Here is a 14413-nt window from a genome sequence, read left to right as displayed (position 1 = left end):
AACCGACTACCCCCCCAGCGGGAACCTGTCGAAGTGAGCCGCCCATTTATGGACCGTCCCACTGAAAACAGGCTTCCCGCCCTATTTGAGTGGCCAGCAATGAGCAGCTTTTCCGGCAAACCCACCACCTTTGTGGAACAGGCGATTGAGAATGACGGCTTCTGGCCGAACCTCTCCGTGTCCGAGTTTCAGAAAGGTTATCGGTTGCCGGCAGAGTACCTGGTCGAAATGCTGGTCATCAACCTGACTACCGCCATGACAGACGTAAATCGTGACCTGGCGAAGTTAAAAGCGCGATGGCAAGACGCTGGAGTGTTACGCGTTGAGTCTGCAGACACCACCGTCCTTCCGGAGCGCACCTTTCAAGCAGAGACGTACAAGCGCGCTGTGTATTGCCGCGCCAAGGCCAGTTTATTGCCGGAGTTTGCTTCGGTGATTCGTCGTGAAAGTGCCGAGAACCTGGGCAAGGAAGCCCCCGAGCGCAAAGAAACGTACCTCGAGTTCAGCCAGCAGGCCGTTCGGTCGCTGCAAGGCCGCAGCCGCGTAACGGCGGTGCTGCTGTGATCAAGTTGCAAGGGCTGACCGCGTACCTCCTGGAGCGCCGCCTGGTCCAGCCTGAACAGCTCGACAGTTTCACCGAGCAGGTGAAGCTCTCGCTGATCTGGAAACCCGACGTCGACGGCATGCACCTGGGCGATATGCATTATCGCGCCGCGATCATCCTGGAACGATTTGCCGACCACCCGGCGCGCCTGATGGCCCTGGTGGGTAGTTGGCTGGAGAACCACGACACCGACCGCGACCGGTACGAATTGCCGGCGCCGGAATTCGCCGTCGAAGCGCTCGACAACGATCTATTCGACGTGGAAATCACGCTGGAATTTGTCGAGCCGCAGTATCTGGCCGAGGACCCAGCCGGCGAGATCGACGCCTTCGGCAAGACTTGGGCGTTTGTCCCGTTTGACCTGTGGGTTGCCGAGAACGGCGAGGTGGCCACCGGTGAGCGCTAATCCGTGCGACCTCGATGTCAGGGGACTACTCAACGTCGACGCTCAACTGGCGCTGCTGGAGTTGCCGCCGGTGCTGCGCCGTCGTCTGCTGAACAACGTGACCAAGCGCGTGCGCTCGATGAGCCGCAAGCGTCAGCGCGCCCAGCAAAACGTCGACGGCTCGCCGTTCGCTGAACGCAAGGGATCCGCCAAGGGCAAGAAAAAGATGGAAGCGGGGCTGGCCAAGCTGCTGCAAGTCACGCGGGTCAGTGCGGATGAAGCGGAACTGGGTTGGAAAAACGCACTGACTCGCTGGGTCGCCACACAGCAACACAACGGCGCGACCGAGCGGCGTACTGCTGCGCAGATGCGTCGCTGGAACACCGTCCCGCCGGGCATCGCCTGCACTGATAAACAAGCGAAACGCCTGCGCCGTCTGGGTTTTCGTGTCCGCCAGAAGGGCAAAAAGGCGCCGGCCCGGCCTTCGGTTGCGTGGATTCAACAGCATGTGAACTACGCCAAGGCCGGTCTGCTGATCCGCATTCTGAACGATGAGAAAACCGAGACATCTGGCGCGCAAAGCTGGGACATCACCCTGCCAAAACGTCAGTTCCTCGGCGTGGCAACCGGCAATGAAACCCGCGAGCTGGTTAACCAGGTCTTTCAACAAATCCTAACTTCACCCCGTTAACGAGGCACTACATGGCACTCGGTCAAGTCACCGTCGACAACCTCAATCTAGGCCAGGGTGCCGTGACAGAGGTTGAGCGTTACTTTCTTTTCATCGGCCCCGCCGCCAAAAACGTCGGCCAGGTTATCCCGCTGAACACCGACAGCGATCTGGACGCGGCCCTGGGCATCCCGGCGAGCGACCTGAAAACCCAGATTACCGCCGCTCGCTTGAACGGTGGCCAGCGCTGGGCCTGCATGGCGGCGCCGATCGGCCCCGAAGGCGATTGGGCAACCGCACTGCAGAAAACCCAGCAACAAGGGGTGTCGGTGGAAGGGGTAATTGTCACCAAGCCCGTGACAAAGGGTGAGGAACTGTCGGCCATGCATGACGCGGCCGTTGCCCTGAACAACACCTACGGCCGCCGGGTTTTCTTTCTGGCGAGCAGTGCCGGCATCGCCGTCGACCAGACCTGGGCGCAGTACCTCACCGAGCAAAAAGCGTTGGTAGCAGGTCTGGCAGCGCCGCGCGTTTCGCCGGTACCGCAACTGCACGGTAATGACTTGGGCGTGCTGGCTGGCCGCTTGGCCAACTCGGCTGTGAGCATTGCTGATAGCCCGATGCGCGTGGCCACCGGCCCGGTGTTGGGGCTTGGCGACGTGCCTATTGATAGCGAGCTGATTCCGCTGCCGTCCGCTGTACGCAGTGAACTGGATCGGGCGCGGTTTTCTGTCACCCAGACCTACCCCGACTATCCGGGTGTGTACTGGGGTGACTGCAACATGCTGGACACCCCCGGTAGTGACTTTCAGGTCGTGGAATACCTGCGCATCACCGATAAGGCCGCTCGCCTGATCCGTCCGCTGCTGATCCGCCGTGTCGCTGATCGTCGCTTGAACAACACGCCCAACAGCATGGCGGTGAATACCAACCAATTGATGGCGCCACTGCGAGCCATGGCGAAGTCCATCAAGTTCAACGGCGAGGTGTTTCCCGGTGACATCGAGCCGCCGAAAGACGGCGACCTGGTGCTGGAGTGGCAGAGCAAAACCAAAGTCGCGGCCTACATCAAGCTCAAACCCCTCAACTGCCCGAAAGACCTCACGGCGAACATTGCCCTGGATCTTTCCACTGACAAAGCGGAGTAACGCCCCATGGCAAAGATTGGCGGCAAGAACTTCGACGTGAGCCTGGGCGATATCGCGCTGCACGTCGAAAGCTGCACCCTGGACATCACCGATAACTCGGCCGTGGCCCAAACCCGGGGCGTGCCTGACGGTTACGTCGACGGCGACGTGGCCGCTGCCGGCGAACTGGAGCTGGATAGCTCCAACTTTGAGTTGCTGATCGACGCGGCGCGATCGGCGGGCAGCTATCGCGAGTTGAAACCGTTCGATGCGGTGTTCTTCGCCAAGGCCGGTGAAGACGAACTGCGTGTGGAGGCATTCGGCTGCAAGGTGAAGATCTCCAGCCTGTTGTCGATCGACCCGAAGGGTGGCGAGAAGACCAAACACAAGGTGCCGTTCGACGTCACCAGTCCGGACTTTATCCACATCAACGGCGTTCCCTACCTGGCTGCGGCCGAGATCGAGGGGATCCGTTAATGGTGGACTGGTTCGACCGCGCCCAGGAGCTGGAGCAACGCCAACGTGACCAGGCGATCAAGGCCCAGCTACTGACGCCTGTGCCGGTCGGGCCAAGCCTGACCCATTGCGAGGACTGCGACAAAGAGATCCCGCCGGCACGCCGTGCGCTGGGCGGTAAAACGCGATGCGTCCCGTGCCAGACGGGCTTTGAGCAGAGTAAACGCTGATGACGACTGAAACCGTACGCCTCGGAACGCTGGAGCAGAGATTCGCGGTGTTCGAACACCGGCTGAGCGAGTTGGAAGACCGCCACGAAACGGTGCCTACCCGCGTGACCAAGTTGGAACAGGGGTTCGAACACATGGCCGGTCAACTGTCGGAACTGAACGCTGGCCAGCAGACCCTGACGGTCGCGGTAAACGACATCGGCGCGAAGGTCGGGCGCTTGCTGACCATTCTTACGGTGGTCGCTTCTGTGCTGCAGATGGTTGTGCCGGCACTGCTGCGGGTGTGGTTTCCATGAGCCTGCGCGGAAGGATTCAGGCCGGTCTGATTGCGCTGGCCAGCGCTCCGTTGGTGATCTTCCTGGGCACTTGGGAGGGCAACGGCCAGAACACCGTCTATGCCGACAAGTTGGCCGGCGGACTGCCCAGCGTCTGCAAGGGCATTACTCGACATACCAGCCCGTTCCCGGTGGTGGTCGGTGATTACTGGTCGCCTGAGCGTTGCGCGGAGGTGGAGCAGCTGGTGATCCGCAAAACCCAGCTGCAGCTCGCCGACTGCATCACCAACCCGAAGGTGGGCCAGAACACCTTCGACGCTCTGACCAGCCATGGCCACAACGTGGGTGTGCCCAGCACTTGCGCCAGTCGGGCGGTGGCGTTGATCAATGCCGGCCGCATCGCTGATGGCTGCAGGGCGTTGGCCTGGGCACCGGACGGCAAGACGCCGGTATGGGCATATGTGACAGACGCGCAGGGCCGCAAGCGCTTCGTTCAAGGCCTACACAACCGCCGGCTGGCTGAAATGGAGCTGTGCCTGAAATGAGTCTTTCCCCGTTGCGTTTGGCGCCTTTCGTGCTGCTGCTCGCCTTGCTGCTGTGGGTGGCTTTTGATCGGGTAACCGATCAGCGCGACGACGCCAGGCGCGAACGCGACAGCGCGCAATGGGAAGCGAACGGCCTGCGTGAAGCGGCCCGAATCAGCGGCGAAATGCTCGCTGAGCGGGATGCGATCGACCAACGAAACACCAAGGAATTGACCGATGCACTCACTGAAAACAAGCGCCTGCGCCGCTCTGTTGGCGATGGCACTGGCCGGCTGCATGTCCGCGCCATCTGTCCCGCCGCCGCCGGCACCGCCCGCGTGGCTGATGCAAGACGCGCCGAACTCGCAGCAGACGCTAGACCGGATTATTTCACCCTCCGAGATCAGCTCGCGTTAAGCCGGCAAATGATCCTTGGACTGCAGCAATACGTCCGTGGCGTGTGCCTGCGATCGCAGGCGCACCAGGACACCACTTTTTCCAACCTCAACAAGAGACCAACACCATGAGCCAACAGAACAACACCGAAATCACCCTGGAGGTCGGCGAAGCGGAATTCACGTTCAGCCTGACCCCGGCTGACGTGACCAAATACTTCAATGCCCTGACCCAGACCAACAAGGTCGCCCCGGGCAACAACCTGCTGATGACCACCGTCAAGCAAGAGGAAAAGGCCACGCTGAAACCGTTGCTGGGCAATCCCGTGATGGTGATGCAGCTCGCCGGCGCGCTGCTTGAGGAGTACGCGCCGAACGTCGAGGTGATCGTAAAAAAGCGCACGAGCACGCTGAGCGCTTAAGCGAAAACGGCTTGGGCCAGCTCATGGCCCTGACGAGCCGCTGGCTACCTGGTGCCGAACCCACGCCCGAGGCGATGGGGACGGCCAAGTGGCTGGAGGACGAATACTGGAAACGCATGGAGTTTGCCGTGGCTAACGGCATCGCCCTTGCGCTGAACGGGTAACGACATTGGCAGACCGTAGCGCCAGCCTGGCTTTCATCCTGAGCCTGACCGACAAGGTCACCGCGCCCCTGGGCAAGGTGAAAATGGGTTTTTCCGAGCTTGCGGATCAGAGCGAACAGCACATCAAGACGATCGGCCTGGGCATGGCCGGCGTGACGGCGGCTGTGGTCGGGATTCGTGAGTCCATGGAACCGGCGCTGGAGGTCAATCGCGCCTTGGGCGACGTCCGATCGCTGGGCGTGGCCGAGGATGCGTTGTCTGCGCTCAATGCCAGGTCGCTGCAGTTCGCCGTCAGCTATGGCGAGAACGCCAAGGATTTTGTGGCCTCGGCTTACCTGATCGAGGGCGCCATTAAGGGACTTGCCGGCAACCAACTCGCCACGTTCACCAACACCAGTAACTTGCTGGCAAAGGCCACCAAGTCCGACGCCGAAACCATGGGTGAATACGTCGGCACGCTCTACAACCTGCAGAAGTCCCAAGCGGATGCGATGGGGAAGGGCGCGTGGGTGGAAAAACTCGGTGGGCAAACCGCGCTGGCCGTGCAGCTGTTTCGCACGAGTGGCGCGGCGATGAAAGACGCCTTCAAGGAGGCCGGCGCGATCGCCACCACATCGGGCGTCGATCTCGCCGAACAGATGGCGGTGATCGGCACGCTGAGCAGCACCATGGAAGGCGGCGACGCCGGCGGGCGCTACAAAGCGTTTTTCGAGAACATCGGCGCCGCTTCTGAAAAGCTCGGCATGCAGTTCACCGATCAGCAGGGCAAAGTCCTGCCGATGATGACCATCCTGGACAAGCTGCAGGGCAAGTTCGGCGATCTGACCACCGCGTCGGCCGGGGCCAAACTGGTCGAAGCGTTCGGCGGGGAAGGCGCCCAGATAATCGGTGCATTGGCCAAGGATACCGATCGGCTGCGCAACGGCATCGAGCAGCTGGGCAAGGTGCGCGGTCTCGAAAATGCCGAGCAGATGGCCCGGGCGATGGTCGATCCGTGGCAACAGTGGGCGTCCCTGGTCGAGGTCATGCGCGTGGTGTTTGGCCAGGTGCTGATCCCGGTGCTGACGCCGTTCATGAACAAGATGGTGGACATCGGCAAAACCCTGGTGCGTTGGTCGCAGCTGTTTCCCAACATCACCCGGGTGATCGGCATCACCGCACTGACCATCATGGCGATCGTCGGCGCCATGTCGTTGTTGACCGTCGTGGTCGGCGTTGCACGGATGACCTGGCTGGGTCTGGTGTCGGTGTGGAAGGTTGTCCAGTTGCTCAACCTGCGCACGGTCGCCGGCTTCGTACTGCAGAAACTGGCGATCCTGGCTTATATGGCCGTGATCTACACGCTCAGCGCCGGCCTTGCCCTGGTGCGTGGCGCCATGCTGCTGTGGCAGGGCGCGATCTGGCTGGTCAACGCGGCGCTGCTGGCCAACCCGATGGTGTGGATTGTGGTCGGTGTTCTCGCCCTGGTGGCCGCCATTGTCGCGGCGGTTCACTACTGGGACGAATGGACGTCTGCCCTGATGAACACGGCCGCGTTCCAGTTCGTCGCCGACAAGCTCCAGAAGCTGTCCGACTGGTTTAACTCAATGGGCGGTTGGTCAGGCATGGCCAAGGCCGCATGGGACAGCATCGTCGGTATTTTCACCAAGGCCGTAAACGGCGTGATCGAGCTGCTGAACAGCATCCCGGGCGTGAACATCGAAGCGCGTTTCGGCGGCATGCCTGAAGTGCCCGGCGTCGATGCCGCGACCAATGCCGCTGACACCGCCAACGCCGCGCAGAAAGCCCAGCAGACCATCAACGCGGCAATCCCCAGCCTTTCGCCGGCGCGCCCTTCAGCGGTGCCGCCCGGTGGCTTGCTGACCAGCATCCAGAACAACAACAGCAGCCAGAGCAAGGGCACGCATGTGGAAAACGTGAACATTCACACGGGCAAGGCGATGACCCCGTTGGAGATGGAAAACATGGTCGCCATGGCGGTCGGCGGATGAGCGAATACATAGATCTGTTGATCGTCGACAACGACCTGGCACTGGATCCGTCGCATCAACCTTTGCTCATCGATGACCGCGCCTGCATCGCCCAGGACATCGCCCACATGATCCGTGACAGCGGGTTGTTGGTGACGCTGGTCGCTGAGCGCGATCGGCTGCGGCAGCGTGACTGCATCCAGCAACTGGAACTGCTGGTCGAGAACGATCAACGCCTGGTGCCCGGTACGGCACGCATCACCCAGCAGGATCCGGGCGTTTACCTGGTCACTGCGAAAACCCTGAAATTCGGTTCGATTGAGGTAAGTCTGTGAGCCAGGTCGATTTTAAAAAGGTGATCGCCGACGCCGGCATCCCGACCACCGAGGCCGGTTTGAAGGCAGCGTGGGAAAAGGAGGTCGAAGCCCAAGGCGCGAAGGTGGCCAACACCAGCAGTTATTCGCCGTTCTGGCGGGTGATGACCGCGCTGGTGACCAAACCGGTGTTGTGGCTATTGGACTTTCTGTGTCTGTCAGTGCGGCCGAACTTCTTTGTGAAAACAGCGGTGGACGCCTGGCTGGACATGCTCGCCTGGGCGGTCAACGTCGAGCGTAAGGGCGCGACAAAAGCCCAAGGCAAATTGCTGTTTACCCGAGCCGTGCCGGACGGCGTGCTGGAGCTGGAAAAAGGCATTGTGGTGCAGTCGGCGGCCATCAACGGCAACGTCTACAAACTGATCACCACGGCGCCGGCGACATTCGCGGCAGGCCAGCTGCAGCTGGAAGTGCCGGTGGAGGCGATCGAGTCCGGCAGTGGCTTCAACCTCGCCCCGGGTTACTACGCGATCTTGCCGGTGCCTATCCCCGGCATTGTCCAGGTGGTGAACAAGGACGGTTGGCTGGAATCACCAGGTGCGGATCCGGAACCGAACGACCAGCTGCGTTTGCGTGTGCGCAATCAGTTCTCGGCGGTGAACCAGTGGCACACCGACGCGGTGTATCGCGCCATGATCTCGGCTTTCCCGGGCGTACGTCCGGACGGCGTCTATTTCGAACACGGCGCACCGCGTGGGCCGGGCAGTGCAAACGCCTATGTGCTGTTTGACGCGGGTGTGCCGGCGGCCAGTTACCTGGAAAAGATCAACGCGCATATCCGCGACCAGGGCAACCACGGCCACGGCGATGATCTGCTGGCCATGGTCATGCCGGAAACTCTCTCCAGCATGGTCGTGAACGTCTGGCCGTTCCCGAATCAGACGCCAGAGCAGAAAGCCACACTGAAGCAGGAGGTGGAGTTTTTTGTGCGTGCGGCCTTTCGCGAAAGCACTCCCCGCGACTACCAGCCCACGCTGACCTATCCACAAGCGCGATTCAGCAAAAGTCGCCTTTGCACGGAACTGCATGAACAGTTCCCAAACATTGAAGCCGTGAAAATCACGCCGATGGTGGATGCGGTGAATGGTCTGTCCATTCCCCGCCTGGAGAACCTTACGGTGGTGATTCAGTGATCAAGATCAAATTGCCGTTCTGGCTCGAGGGTAGTGAGCTTGCAAAGCTGGTCAGTGCTGCACAGGCGTGGTGGGAAACCGTCACCGGTTGGCTGCGCTGGCCTTACTCGCAGATCGATCCCGACACCTGCCACATGAGCATTCTTGAACTGTGGGCCTGGCAGCGCGACGTGACACGCTTTCAAGGCGAACCGGAAGCCTTGTTCCGGCTGCGGGTGAAATACGCCTTTATCAATTCCGTGGATGCCGGCAGCACGGCCGGAATGAAGCGCATTTTCGAGCGCCTTGGCGTGGGCTATGTGGAGATCGAGGAGCGCCAGCCCGACCGGGATTGGGACGTCGTGCTGCTCAAGTTCAGCAACGCCCAGCTGTCACTGAACCCTGAACTGTTGCGCGTGCTGATCCAGCAATACGGCCGCACCTGCCGGCGATACGACTTCGTGACCATCACTCCCGTGGGGCTGCAAATCGCCCTGATCGACTTCAACAACGACCAGCAAACGCTGGTTGCCAGCCTGTAGGAGCGCACCGTGAGCGCCAGTATTACTTTGGCCGGCGAAAGCCAAATCGCCCTGAAACAAGGTCAACAAAAGCCGCTGACCATCACGCGGTTTATCTTCGCCAACGTGCCCGACCTGAACCCTGAAACCCCGGTCGACCGCGCTGCCGGTAAACCGCCGGCGGAGCAGATTGTCCACGTCTACGACATCCCCAAAGAAAACGCCGGTTTCGTGAATCCCAACCAGGTCGTGTACAGCGCCCAGTTGGGTTCGGATATCGGCGACTGGGACTTTAACTGGGTCGGCCTTGAGGACGCGGACGGCCTGCTGTTTGCCGTGTCCTACGTACCGCTGCAACAGAAGCGCAGGAACATCCCACCGCAGCAGATCGGCAACAACGTTACCCGAAACTTTCTGGTGGCCTATGACGGCGCCATGCAACTGACGGGCATCACGATTGACGCCAGCACCTGGCAGCATGACTTTACCGTGCGTCTTGCCGGCATCGATGAGCGTGAGCGGCTGAGCAATCGCAACCTCTATGGGCGTGCGTTCTTTTTCGGTAACTCGCTGGCATTCGGCAAGAGCGAAAACGGGTTTCAGTTGGGCGCGGGTACTGCCTACATTGAAGGCATCCGCGTTTTGCTGGCGAAGCCTTTGCCGTTCACCGGCGTTATTCCTGCTGGAAAAATCTCACTCGACGTCTGCCTGGAACGGCAGTTGAACGATCGGGTAGCGACGTGGAAAGTCGTCTATGGCGAACAGGCCGACTACACCGACGCCGCCGGCGTGCGCCATTACTGCGTTCCGATCGCCCATTACACGTCCCCGACCGCGTTCTGGGACGAGCGTCAGCCCGAGCCAATCGCTGGGCCACTCGTTCAACACTTCGCTGCGCGTGAGGGTGATTACGCGAATCTGCGCGCCCGGGCGACGACCAAAGAGGACGTCGGACTCGGCAACCTGCCCAACGCAAAGAGCGACGACCCAACCACCAACAGTAGCGAGATTTTGGCGACGACCGCCGCGCTGAACAAACTGCAGAAGCAAGTCGGCGATTCGATGACCGGCATGGTGGCGGCGTTCTCCATGTCCTGGGCGCCGGCGGGTTGGCTGAAGTGCAACGGTGCGGCGGTTTCCCGGACTACGTACGCGCAACTTTTCGCTTGGCTTGGTACGCACTACGGGGCCGGCGACGGTTCAACCACGTTCAATTTGCCTGACATGCGCGGTTTGTTTCCGCGAGGTTGGGACGATGGGCGTGGTGTGGATCCCGGTCGGGGGTTCGGATCGTTTCAGGACATGGCGTTGCACTTGCACGCTCACACAGCCTCGGCCGCTGCAGTGGGTGATCACTTGCACACCGCTTGGACAGATGCGCAAGGCAACCACGTCCACAGCGCCTGGACTGATGCCCAAGGCAACCATGACCACGGGTTCCGAACCGTCGACAACGGTGCTGGCGTCAATGTGGGTTATCCGGCAGGCGGCAGTGTCTGGACGGAACTTGAAATCGGCGGCGGGAAGAATGCCGACGGGCGACCGATGCGAACCGACTACCAGGGCAACCACGCACACAACGTCGGCATCGGTGCCGCTGGCCAGCATGCGCACAACGTTGGTGTAAGTGGCGGCGGTGCGCACACCCACGCCGTGACCGTTGCCGCCAACGGCGGTACCGAAACCCGGCCTAAAAACTTGGCCCTTCTTTTTTGCATCAAGTATTGAGATCGAGCATGACGGACAAAATCGTTTATCAGACCGACTATCTCGGCATCTTTATTGGTGCCGTGAAAGCTGAGGAATCACCGCTGGAAGAGGGCGTGTATCTGATCCCCGGTGGCTGCGTGGAGATCGCACCACCAGCGGTTCCGGAACATAAAGCCGCGTGGTGGAACGGCAAAGCCTGGCAGCTTGTGGATTACTTCAGTGGCGTTGTGGTGTACAGCACCGAGACGGGCGAGCCGCTGACGTTGAAAGGCTTCGAACCCGTGCCGTCCGGCTACACCATGCAAAAGCCCGGGCCGAACCAGATCTGGAGGGATGGCCAATGGATCGACGACATTGAAGCCGTGCTGGCTGCTCTGCGTGACAAGAAACTGCAGGCGATCGCATCCGACTGCACGGCCTACATTGCCGGCGGGTTCAGTTCCAGCGCTTTGGGCGAGCCATACCACTACAGCAGCGCGATCGACGACCAGGTGAATTTAAACGGCCAGGTGCTGCTGGGCCTAGATGACGTTTACCCGTGTTATGACGCCGACCAGGTGCTGGCCTTCCGGCCGCATACCATCGCCCAGTTGCAGAAAGTCAGCCTTGACCTGGTGCGCTTCCGACAAGCCGCGCAGCAGCACGCCGAGACACTACGCCAGGCTGTGGCAAAGGCGCAGAAAGACAAAAACCTCAAAGCAATGAAAGCCATCACCTGGACGCCGCCGGCATGACCTGGACGCCGGTAACGATGCGCTGGCCAGAGCAGGCCACGCAATGGATGGGCGAGCTGTCAGCGGCCAAGGATCTGGCCGGTAGAGAGCTGGCCAGCACCGCCCAGCGCCTGGCCGGACTGAGCGGGTTGGCCAATACCAGCCCGGGGCCGGTCGGTGATGCCGCAAGAGGCGCGATCGAGGCCGGACGCGCAGCGCTGGCCGAGCAGTTGGGCCAGGTGCCGGCGTGTCTGGTTGTGACACCGTTTCAAAGCGGCGTTGGCCAAGGTGCGGGCTATCAGCGCTTTCTGTCAGCGCCCAACGCGCTGGAGCATCTCGCCAAGAAACTGGAAGACGCCAGCGACAGCGGGCGCCCGACCGGGCCGCAATACGCGCTGTCGATCCTGTTCCTGGGCACGCGCCTGGAACAGTTGGCCAGCGGCTTGGCGCGATTCAATGCACTGCTGCCGATTCCTGACCTGGTGCGCACCGAGCGCCGGGCGCAACACCTGCTGAAGCTTGAAAGCGAAAAGTGGGAGATCCCCGGCGCCGGGCCGCTGCCGCGCTGGCAGGGTTTGCCGCTGGAACGTTGCACAGTGGTCAAAGCTGCCAAACAGTCCATGGCCGGCCAACTGGCGGTGCTGGAGGGCTACGCGGCCGACAGCTCGCCGTTGGCCGATCTTGCAGCGCTGGCAGCGCGCAAGAGTGCCCAGCAGCAGGGACGGGATAAGCAATTGGCTGACCTGAAAAAGCTACTGGCTGGAGGAAACCCTGACGTCAGCATGCGCGCGCGGATGATCGGCCCGGGCACCGCTGGCGAATTGCGCCGCGAACTGTTGGCCGGCGACGCCCCGGGCCACGAATGGATTCAGTGCGCCGGCCTGTTGTTGGTCGGCAGCAAAGAAGGGCTGAGTTTTGTCCTGGAGCTGGTGGGCCTATGACGCTGCTACTCGACGGGCAAAAAGTCCAAGGCAAGAACGTCAAGGTCACGGCCAATCTACGCATCGAGAGCGGCGACATGTCCGGCCAGACCAGCAACACCGACAAGGCCCACAAGGGCTTTAAGCCCAAGACGCTGGCCGTCTCGCTGATGATTCCCTTTGTGGATAAAACCCAACTGACAGATCTGATGCGCATGGCTGAAACCACGGCCAGCGGCGGGCAATTGCACCTGTACCGGATCGTGAACGACACGGCGGAAGCCTTCGGCGTGCGTCAGGTGGAATTCTCCGACGGCGTCAGCGCCCGGGAAGCGGACACCCTGAAAGCCTGGCTTGTGCAATTCACGCTAAGCGAGCGCGAATCGAACCCGGAGAAAGTCGAAGGCCGGCGCGCCGGCAACAAGGTAGACGCTCAAGGCGCCCCGGGTAGCCCGGTCGGTGACGGCGGTGCCGGCAACGGTGAAGGGACCAGCGACAACCCCGCGCTGAGCGGCTTTGAAAAGGTGCTGGGACGTGTGGATAAGTGGCTGGGCGGGAGTGAGCCGACGTGAAGCTGCACAAGATACTTTCCATCAACGGCGCCCCGATCGCTCTCATCAAGGAGGACGTCAGGCTGGACGCTACCAGCCCCGGCCGGGCGAACTTCACCGTTCAATCCTCTGCGCCGCTGAAAGGGCTGGTGACGCTGGATATCGGCTACAACGAGGGCACGCTGCAACGGCACTTTATCGGCTACGTCGAGCGCTGCACGGCCGCCAACGCGGTCGAACAGGTGCTGTTCTGTCGTGAGCTGGCCGCCGTGCTGGCCAACCCGCTGCCGTTGAACCTGCGTCATGTGGATCTGCGCGCCGTGCTGGCCCAGGTCAGCGAACAGACCGGGCTGCGCTTCCGCGTTCCGGATCAACCATACGCAAGCGTGAAGACGCCGTACTTCTACAGCCTCGCCGCCGGTTACCAGGCTATGGACAGTCTCGCCCGGGTATTCAGCATTCCCGACTTCACCTGGCACCAACTGGGCAACGGGGAAGTGTTCGCCGGCAGTTGGGCCGACAGTTTTTTCGGCGCACGTGCGCCGCTGCAGATTCCCACGGAGCTGTTCGACGGCTACCAGGGCAACCAGAGCGCGATGGTCGCGGCCCTTCCGGGGTTGCGACCAGGTGCAACGATCAACAACGGCGAGCGCGTCACCACGGTGGCGCTCACCAATGACCAGATGGCCATCCGATGGACGACGCAATCCGCCGCGCTGTAGAGCGCCAATTCCCCGAACTCACCGGTGGCTATCACCTGCCCCGATTTGCACGGGTGGTCGCCGTGGCCGACGCGCCGGCGGACGCCGGACTGTGCGACGACTTCCGCCCGCGCTACGCCGTGGACATCGTCGTACTCGGCTCGGATGACGAACCGGATCCAGCCATGCCGGCGCTCACCGGCGTCCCTTTGCCGCTGCCCACCGGTGGCGAGGAAATGGGCATTTACGCCTTTCCGGAGGAGGGCACGCGGGTCGTGGTGTGCTTTGCATACGGCCTGCCAAACAAGCCCTACATCCAATCGATCTTGCCGCATGGGCTGAGCATGCCGAAGGTGCCTAAAGGTGATCAGGTATGGCAGCACAGCGAGGCCGCCCAGCAACGCGTCGACGCTGACGGCAACTGGCTACGCCAGACCGATGGAAAGATCCGTGATCAGGCGATTGAGCGTGAAGTGGAAGCCCTGGACAACCGCGAGCAGTTCCAGAGCCACACGCAGACGATCGATGACCACTCGACCGAGACGGTGGGTGGTGTGAAAAAGATCGAGGCGCTGGGCGCGCTCAAGCT

At 61.6% G+C, this 14413-nt stretch carries 20 protein-coding genes and 1 pseudogene; all 21 read left to right on the top strand.

The features are described from left to right. Window positions 1-99: 99 nt before the first annotated feature. The gene (locus JFT86_RS00105; RefSeq protein ID WP_201234957.1) at window positions 100-564 is read left to right on the top strand and encodes a head completion/stabilization protein; all 465 of its coding nucleotides are present in this window, start codon (window positions 100-102) and stop codon (window positions 562-564) included. After that, on the top strand, window positions 561-1010 hold the full coding sequence (locus JFT86_RS00100) for a phage tail protein (protein ID WP_201234956.1): 450 nt from the start codon (window positions 561-563) through the stop codon (window positions 1008-1010). The genes JFT86_RS00105 and JFT86_RS00100 overlap by 4 nt, the downstream gene beginning before the upstream one ends. Further along, a complete protein-coding gene (locus tag JFT86_RS00095; RefSeq protein ID WP_201234955.1) occupies window positions 1000-1680 on the top strand; it encodes a virion morphogenesis protein in 681 nt (226 codons plus the stop codon). Before JFT86_RS00100 ends, JFT86_RS00095 begins: the two co-directional genes overlap by 11 nt. A gap of 11 nt (window positions 1681-1691) precedes the next feature. Continuing rightward, a complete protein-coding gene (locus JFT86_RS00090) occupies window positions 1692-2807 on the top strand; it encodes a DUF2586 domain-containing protein (RefSeq protein ID WP_201234954.1) in 1116 nt (371 codons plus the stop codon). A gap of 6 nt (window positions 2808-2813) precedes the next feature. After that, window positions 2814-3263 carry a phage protein gene (locus JFT86_RS00085; protein ID WP_201234000.1) on the top strand — a complete coding sequence of 150 codons (450 nt, stop codon included), beginning with the start codon at window positions 2814-2816 and terminating at the stop codon, window positions 3261-3263. Then, a complete protein-coding gene (locus tag JFT86_RS00080) occupies window positions 3263-3472 on the top strand; it encodes a TraR/DksA family transcriptional regulator (RefSeq protein ID WP_116256721.1) in 210 nt (69 codons plus the stop codon). The genes JFT86_RS00085 and JFT86_RS00080 overlap by 1 nt, the downstream gene beginning before the upstream one ends. Next, entirely contained in the window at window positions 3472-3768 is a 297-nt protein-coding gene (locus JFT86_RS00075) for a hypothetical protein (protein ID WP_128615521.1), read from the top strand. The genes JFT86_RS00080 and JFT86_RS00075 overlap by 1 nt, the downstream gene beginning before the upstream one ends. Beyond that, the gene (locus tag JFT86_RS00070; protein WP_201234953.1) at window positions 3765-4292 is read left to right on the top strand and encodes a lysozyme; all 528 of its coding nucleotides are present in this window, start codon (window positions 3765-3767) and stop codon (window positions 4290-4292) included. Before JFT86_RS00075 ends, JFT86_RS00070 begins: the two co-directional genes overlap by 4 nt. Beyond that, window positions 4289-4798 carry a lysis system i-spanin subunit Rz gene (locus tag JFT86_RS00065; RefSeq protein WP_201234952.1) on the top strand — a complete coding sequence of 170 codons (510 nt, stop codon included), beginning with the start codon at window positions 4289-4291 and terminating at the stop codon, window positions 4796-4798. Before JFT86_RS00070 ends, JFT86_RS00065 begins: the two co-directional genes overlap by 4 nt. Then, the gene (locus JFT86_RS00060; protein WP_128615523.1) at window positions 4795-5088 is read left to right on the top strand and encodes a putative phage tail assembly chaperone; all 294 of its coding nucleotides are present in this window, start codon (window positions 4795-4797) and stop codon (window positions 5086-5088) included. The genes JFT86_RS00065 and JFT86_RS00060 overlap by 4 nt, the downstream gene beginning before the upstream one ends. A gap of 11 nt (window positions 5089-5099) precedes the next feature. Beyond that, on the top strand, window positions 5100-5252 hold the full coding sequence (locus JFT86_RS00055) for a hypothetical protein (RefSeq protein WP_158277045.1): 153 nt from the start codon (window positions 5100-5102) through the stop codon (window positions 5250-5252). 5 nt (window positions 5253-5257) lie between these two features. Beyond that, the gene (locus JFT86_RS00050) at window positions 5258-7243 is read left to right on the top strand and encodes a phage tail tape measure protein (RefSeq protein WP_201234951.1); all 1986 of its coding nucleotides are present in this window, start codon (window positions 5258-5260) and stop codon (window positions 7241-7243) included. Then, window positions 7240-7557: a DUF2590 family protein gene (locus JFT86_RS00045; RefSeq protein ID WP_201234950.1), complete on the top strand. Its 318-nt coding sequence runs from the start codon at window positions 7240-7242 to the stop codon at window positions 7555-7557. The genes JFT86_RS00050 and JFT86_RS00045 overlap by 4 nt, the downstream gene beginning before the upstream one ends. Further along, window positions 7554-8729: a baseplate J/gp47 family protein gene (locus JFT86_RS00040; RefSeq protein ID WP_201234949.1), complete on the top strand. Its 1176-nt coding sequence runs from the start codon at window positions 7554-7556 to the stop codon at window positions 8727-8729. The genes JFT86_RS00045 and JFT86_RS00040 overlap by 4 nt, the downstream gene beginning before the upstream one ends. Further along, the gene (locus JFT86_RS00035) at window positions 8726-9250 is read left to right on the top strand and encodes a phage tail protein (protein WP_201234948.1); all 525 of its coding nucleotides are present in this window, start codon (window positions 8726-8728) and stop codon (window positions 9248-9250) included. Before JFT86_RS00040 ends, JFT86_RS00035 begins: the two co-directional genes overlap by 4 nt. Before the next feature lie 9 nt (window positions 9251-9259). Further along, entirely contained in the window at window positions 9260-10957 is a 1698-nt protein-coding gene (locus JFT86_RS00030) for a phage tail protein (protein WP_201234947.1), read from the top strand. Window positions 10958-10965: 8 nt separating this feature from the next. After that, on the top strand, window positions 10966-11673 hold the full coding sequence (locus tag JFT86_RS00025) for a hypothetical protein (protein ID WP_201234946.1): 708 nt from the start codon (window positions 10966-10968) through the stop codon (window positions 11671-11673). Continuing rightward, complete coding sequence (locus JFT86_RS00020) at window positions 11670-12593, top strand: hypothetical protein (protein ID WP_201234945.1); 924 nt, start codon at window positions 11670-11672, stop codon at window positions 12591-12593. Before JFT86_RS00025 ends, JFT86_RS00020 begins: the two co-directional genes overlap by 4 nt. Continuing rightward, window positions 12590-13144 (top strand): DNA-binding protein, encoded by a 555-nt coding sequence (locus tag JFT86_RS00015; protein ID WP_201233991.1) that lies wholly within the window; start codon window positions 12590-12592, stop codon window positions 13142-13144. The genes JFT86_RS00020 and JFT86_RS00015 overlap by 4 nt, the downstream gene beginning before the upstream one ends. Next, window positions 13141-13845 carry a hypothetical protein gene (locus JFT86_RS00010; protein ID WP_201233990.1) on the top strand — a complete coding sequence of 235 codons (705 nt, stop codon included), beginning with the start codon at window positions 13141-13143 and terminating at the stop codon, window positions 13843-13845. The genes JFT86_RS00015 and JFT86_RS00010 overlap by 4 nt, the downstream gene beginning before the upstream one ends. Then, window positions 13818-14413: pseudogene (locus JFT86_RS00005) on the top strand (hypothetical protein); the annotation flags it as partial. The gene JFT86_RS00010 and the pseudogene JFT86_RS00005, both read left to right, overlap by 28 nt.

This window comes from Pseudomonas sp. TH06, assembly GCF_016651305.1.
GTDB lineage: Bacteria > Pseudomonadota > Gammaproteobacteria > Pseudomonadales > Pseudomonadaceae > Aquipseudomonas.
Note: the sequence above shows the minus strand (reverse complement) of the source record. Positions and strands in the feature narration are given on the sequence as shown.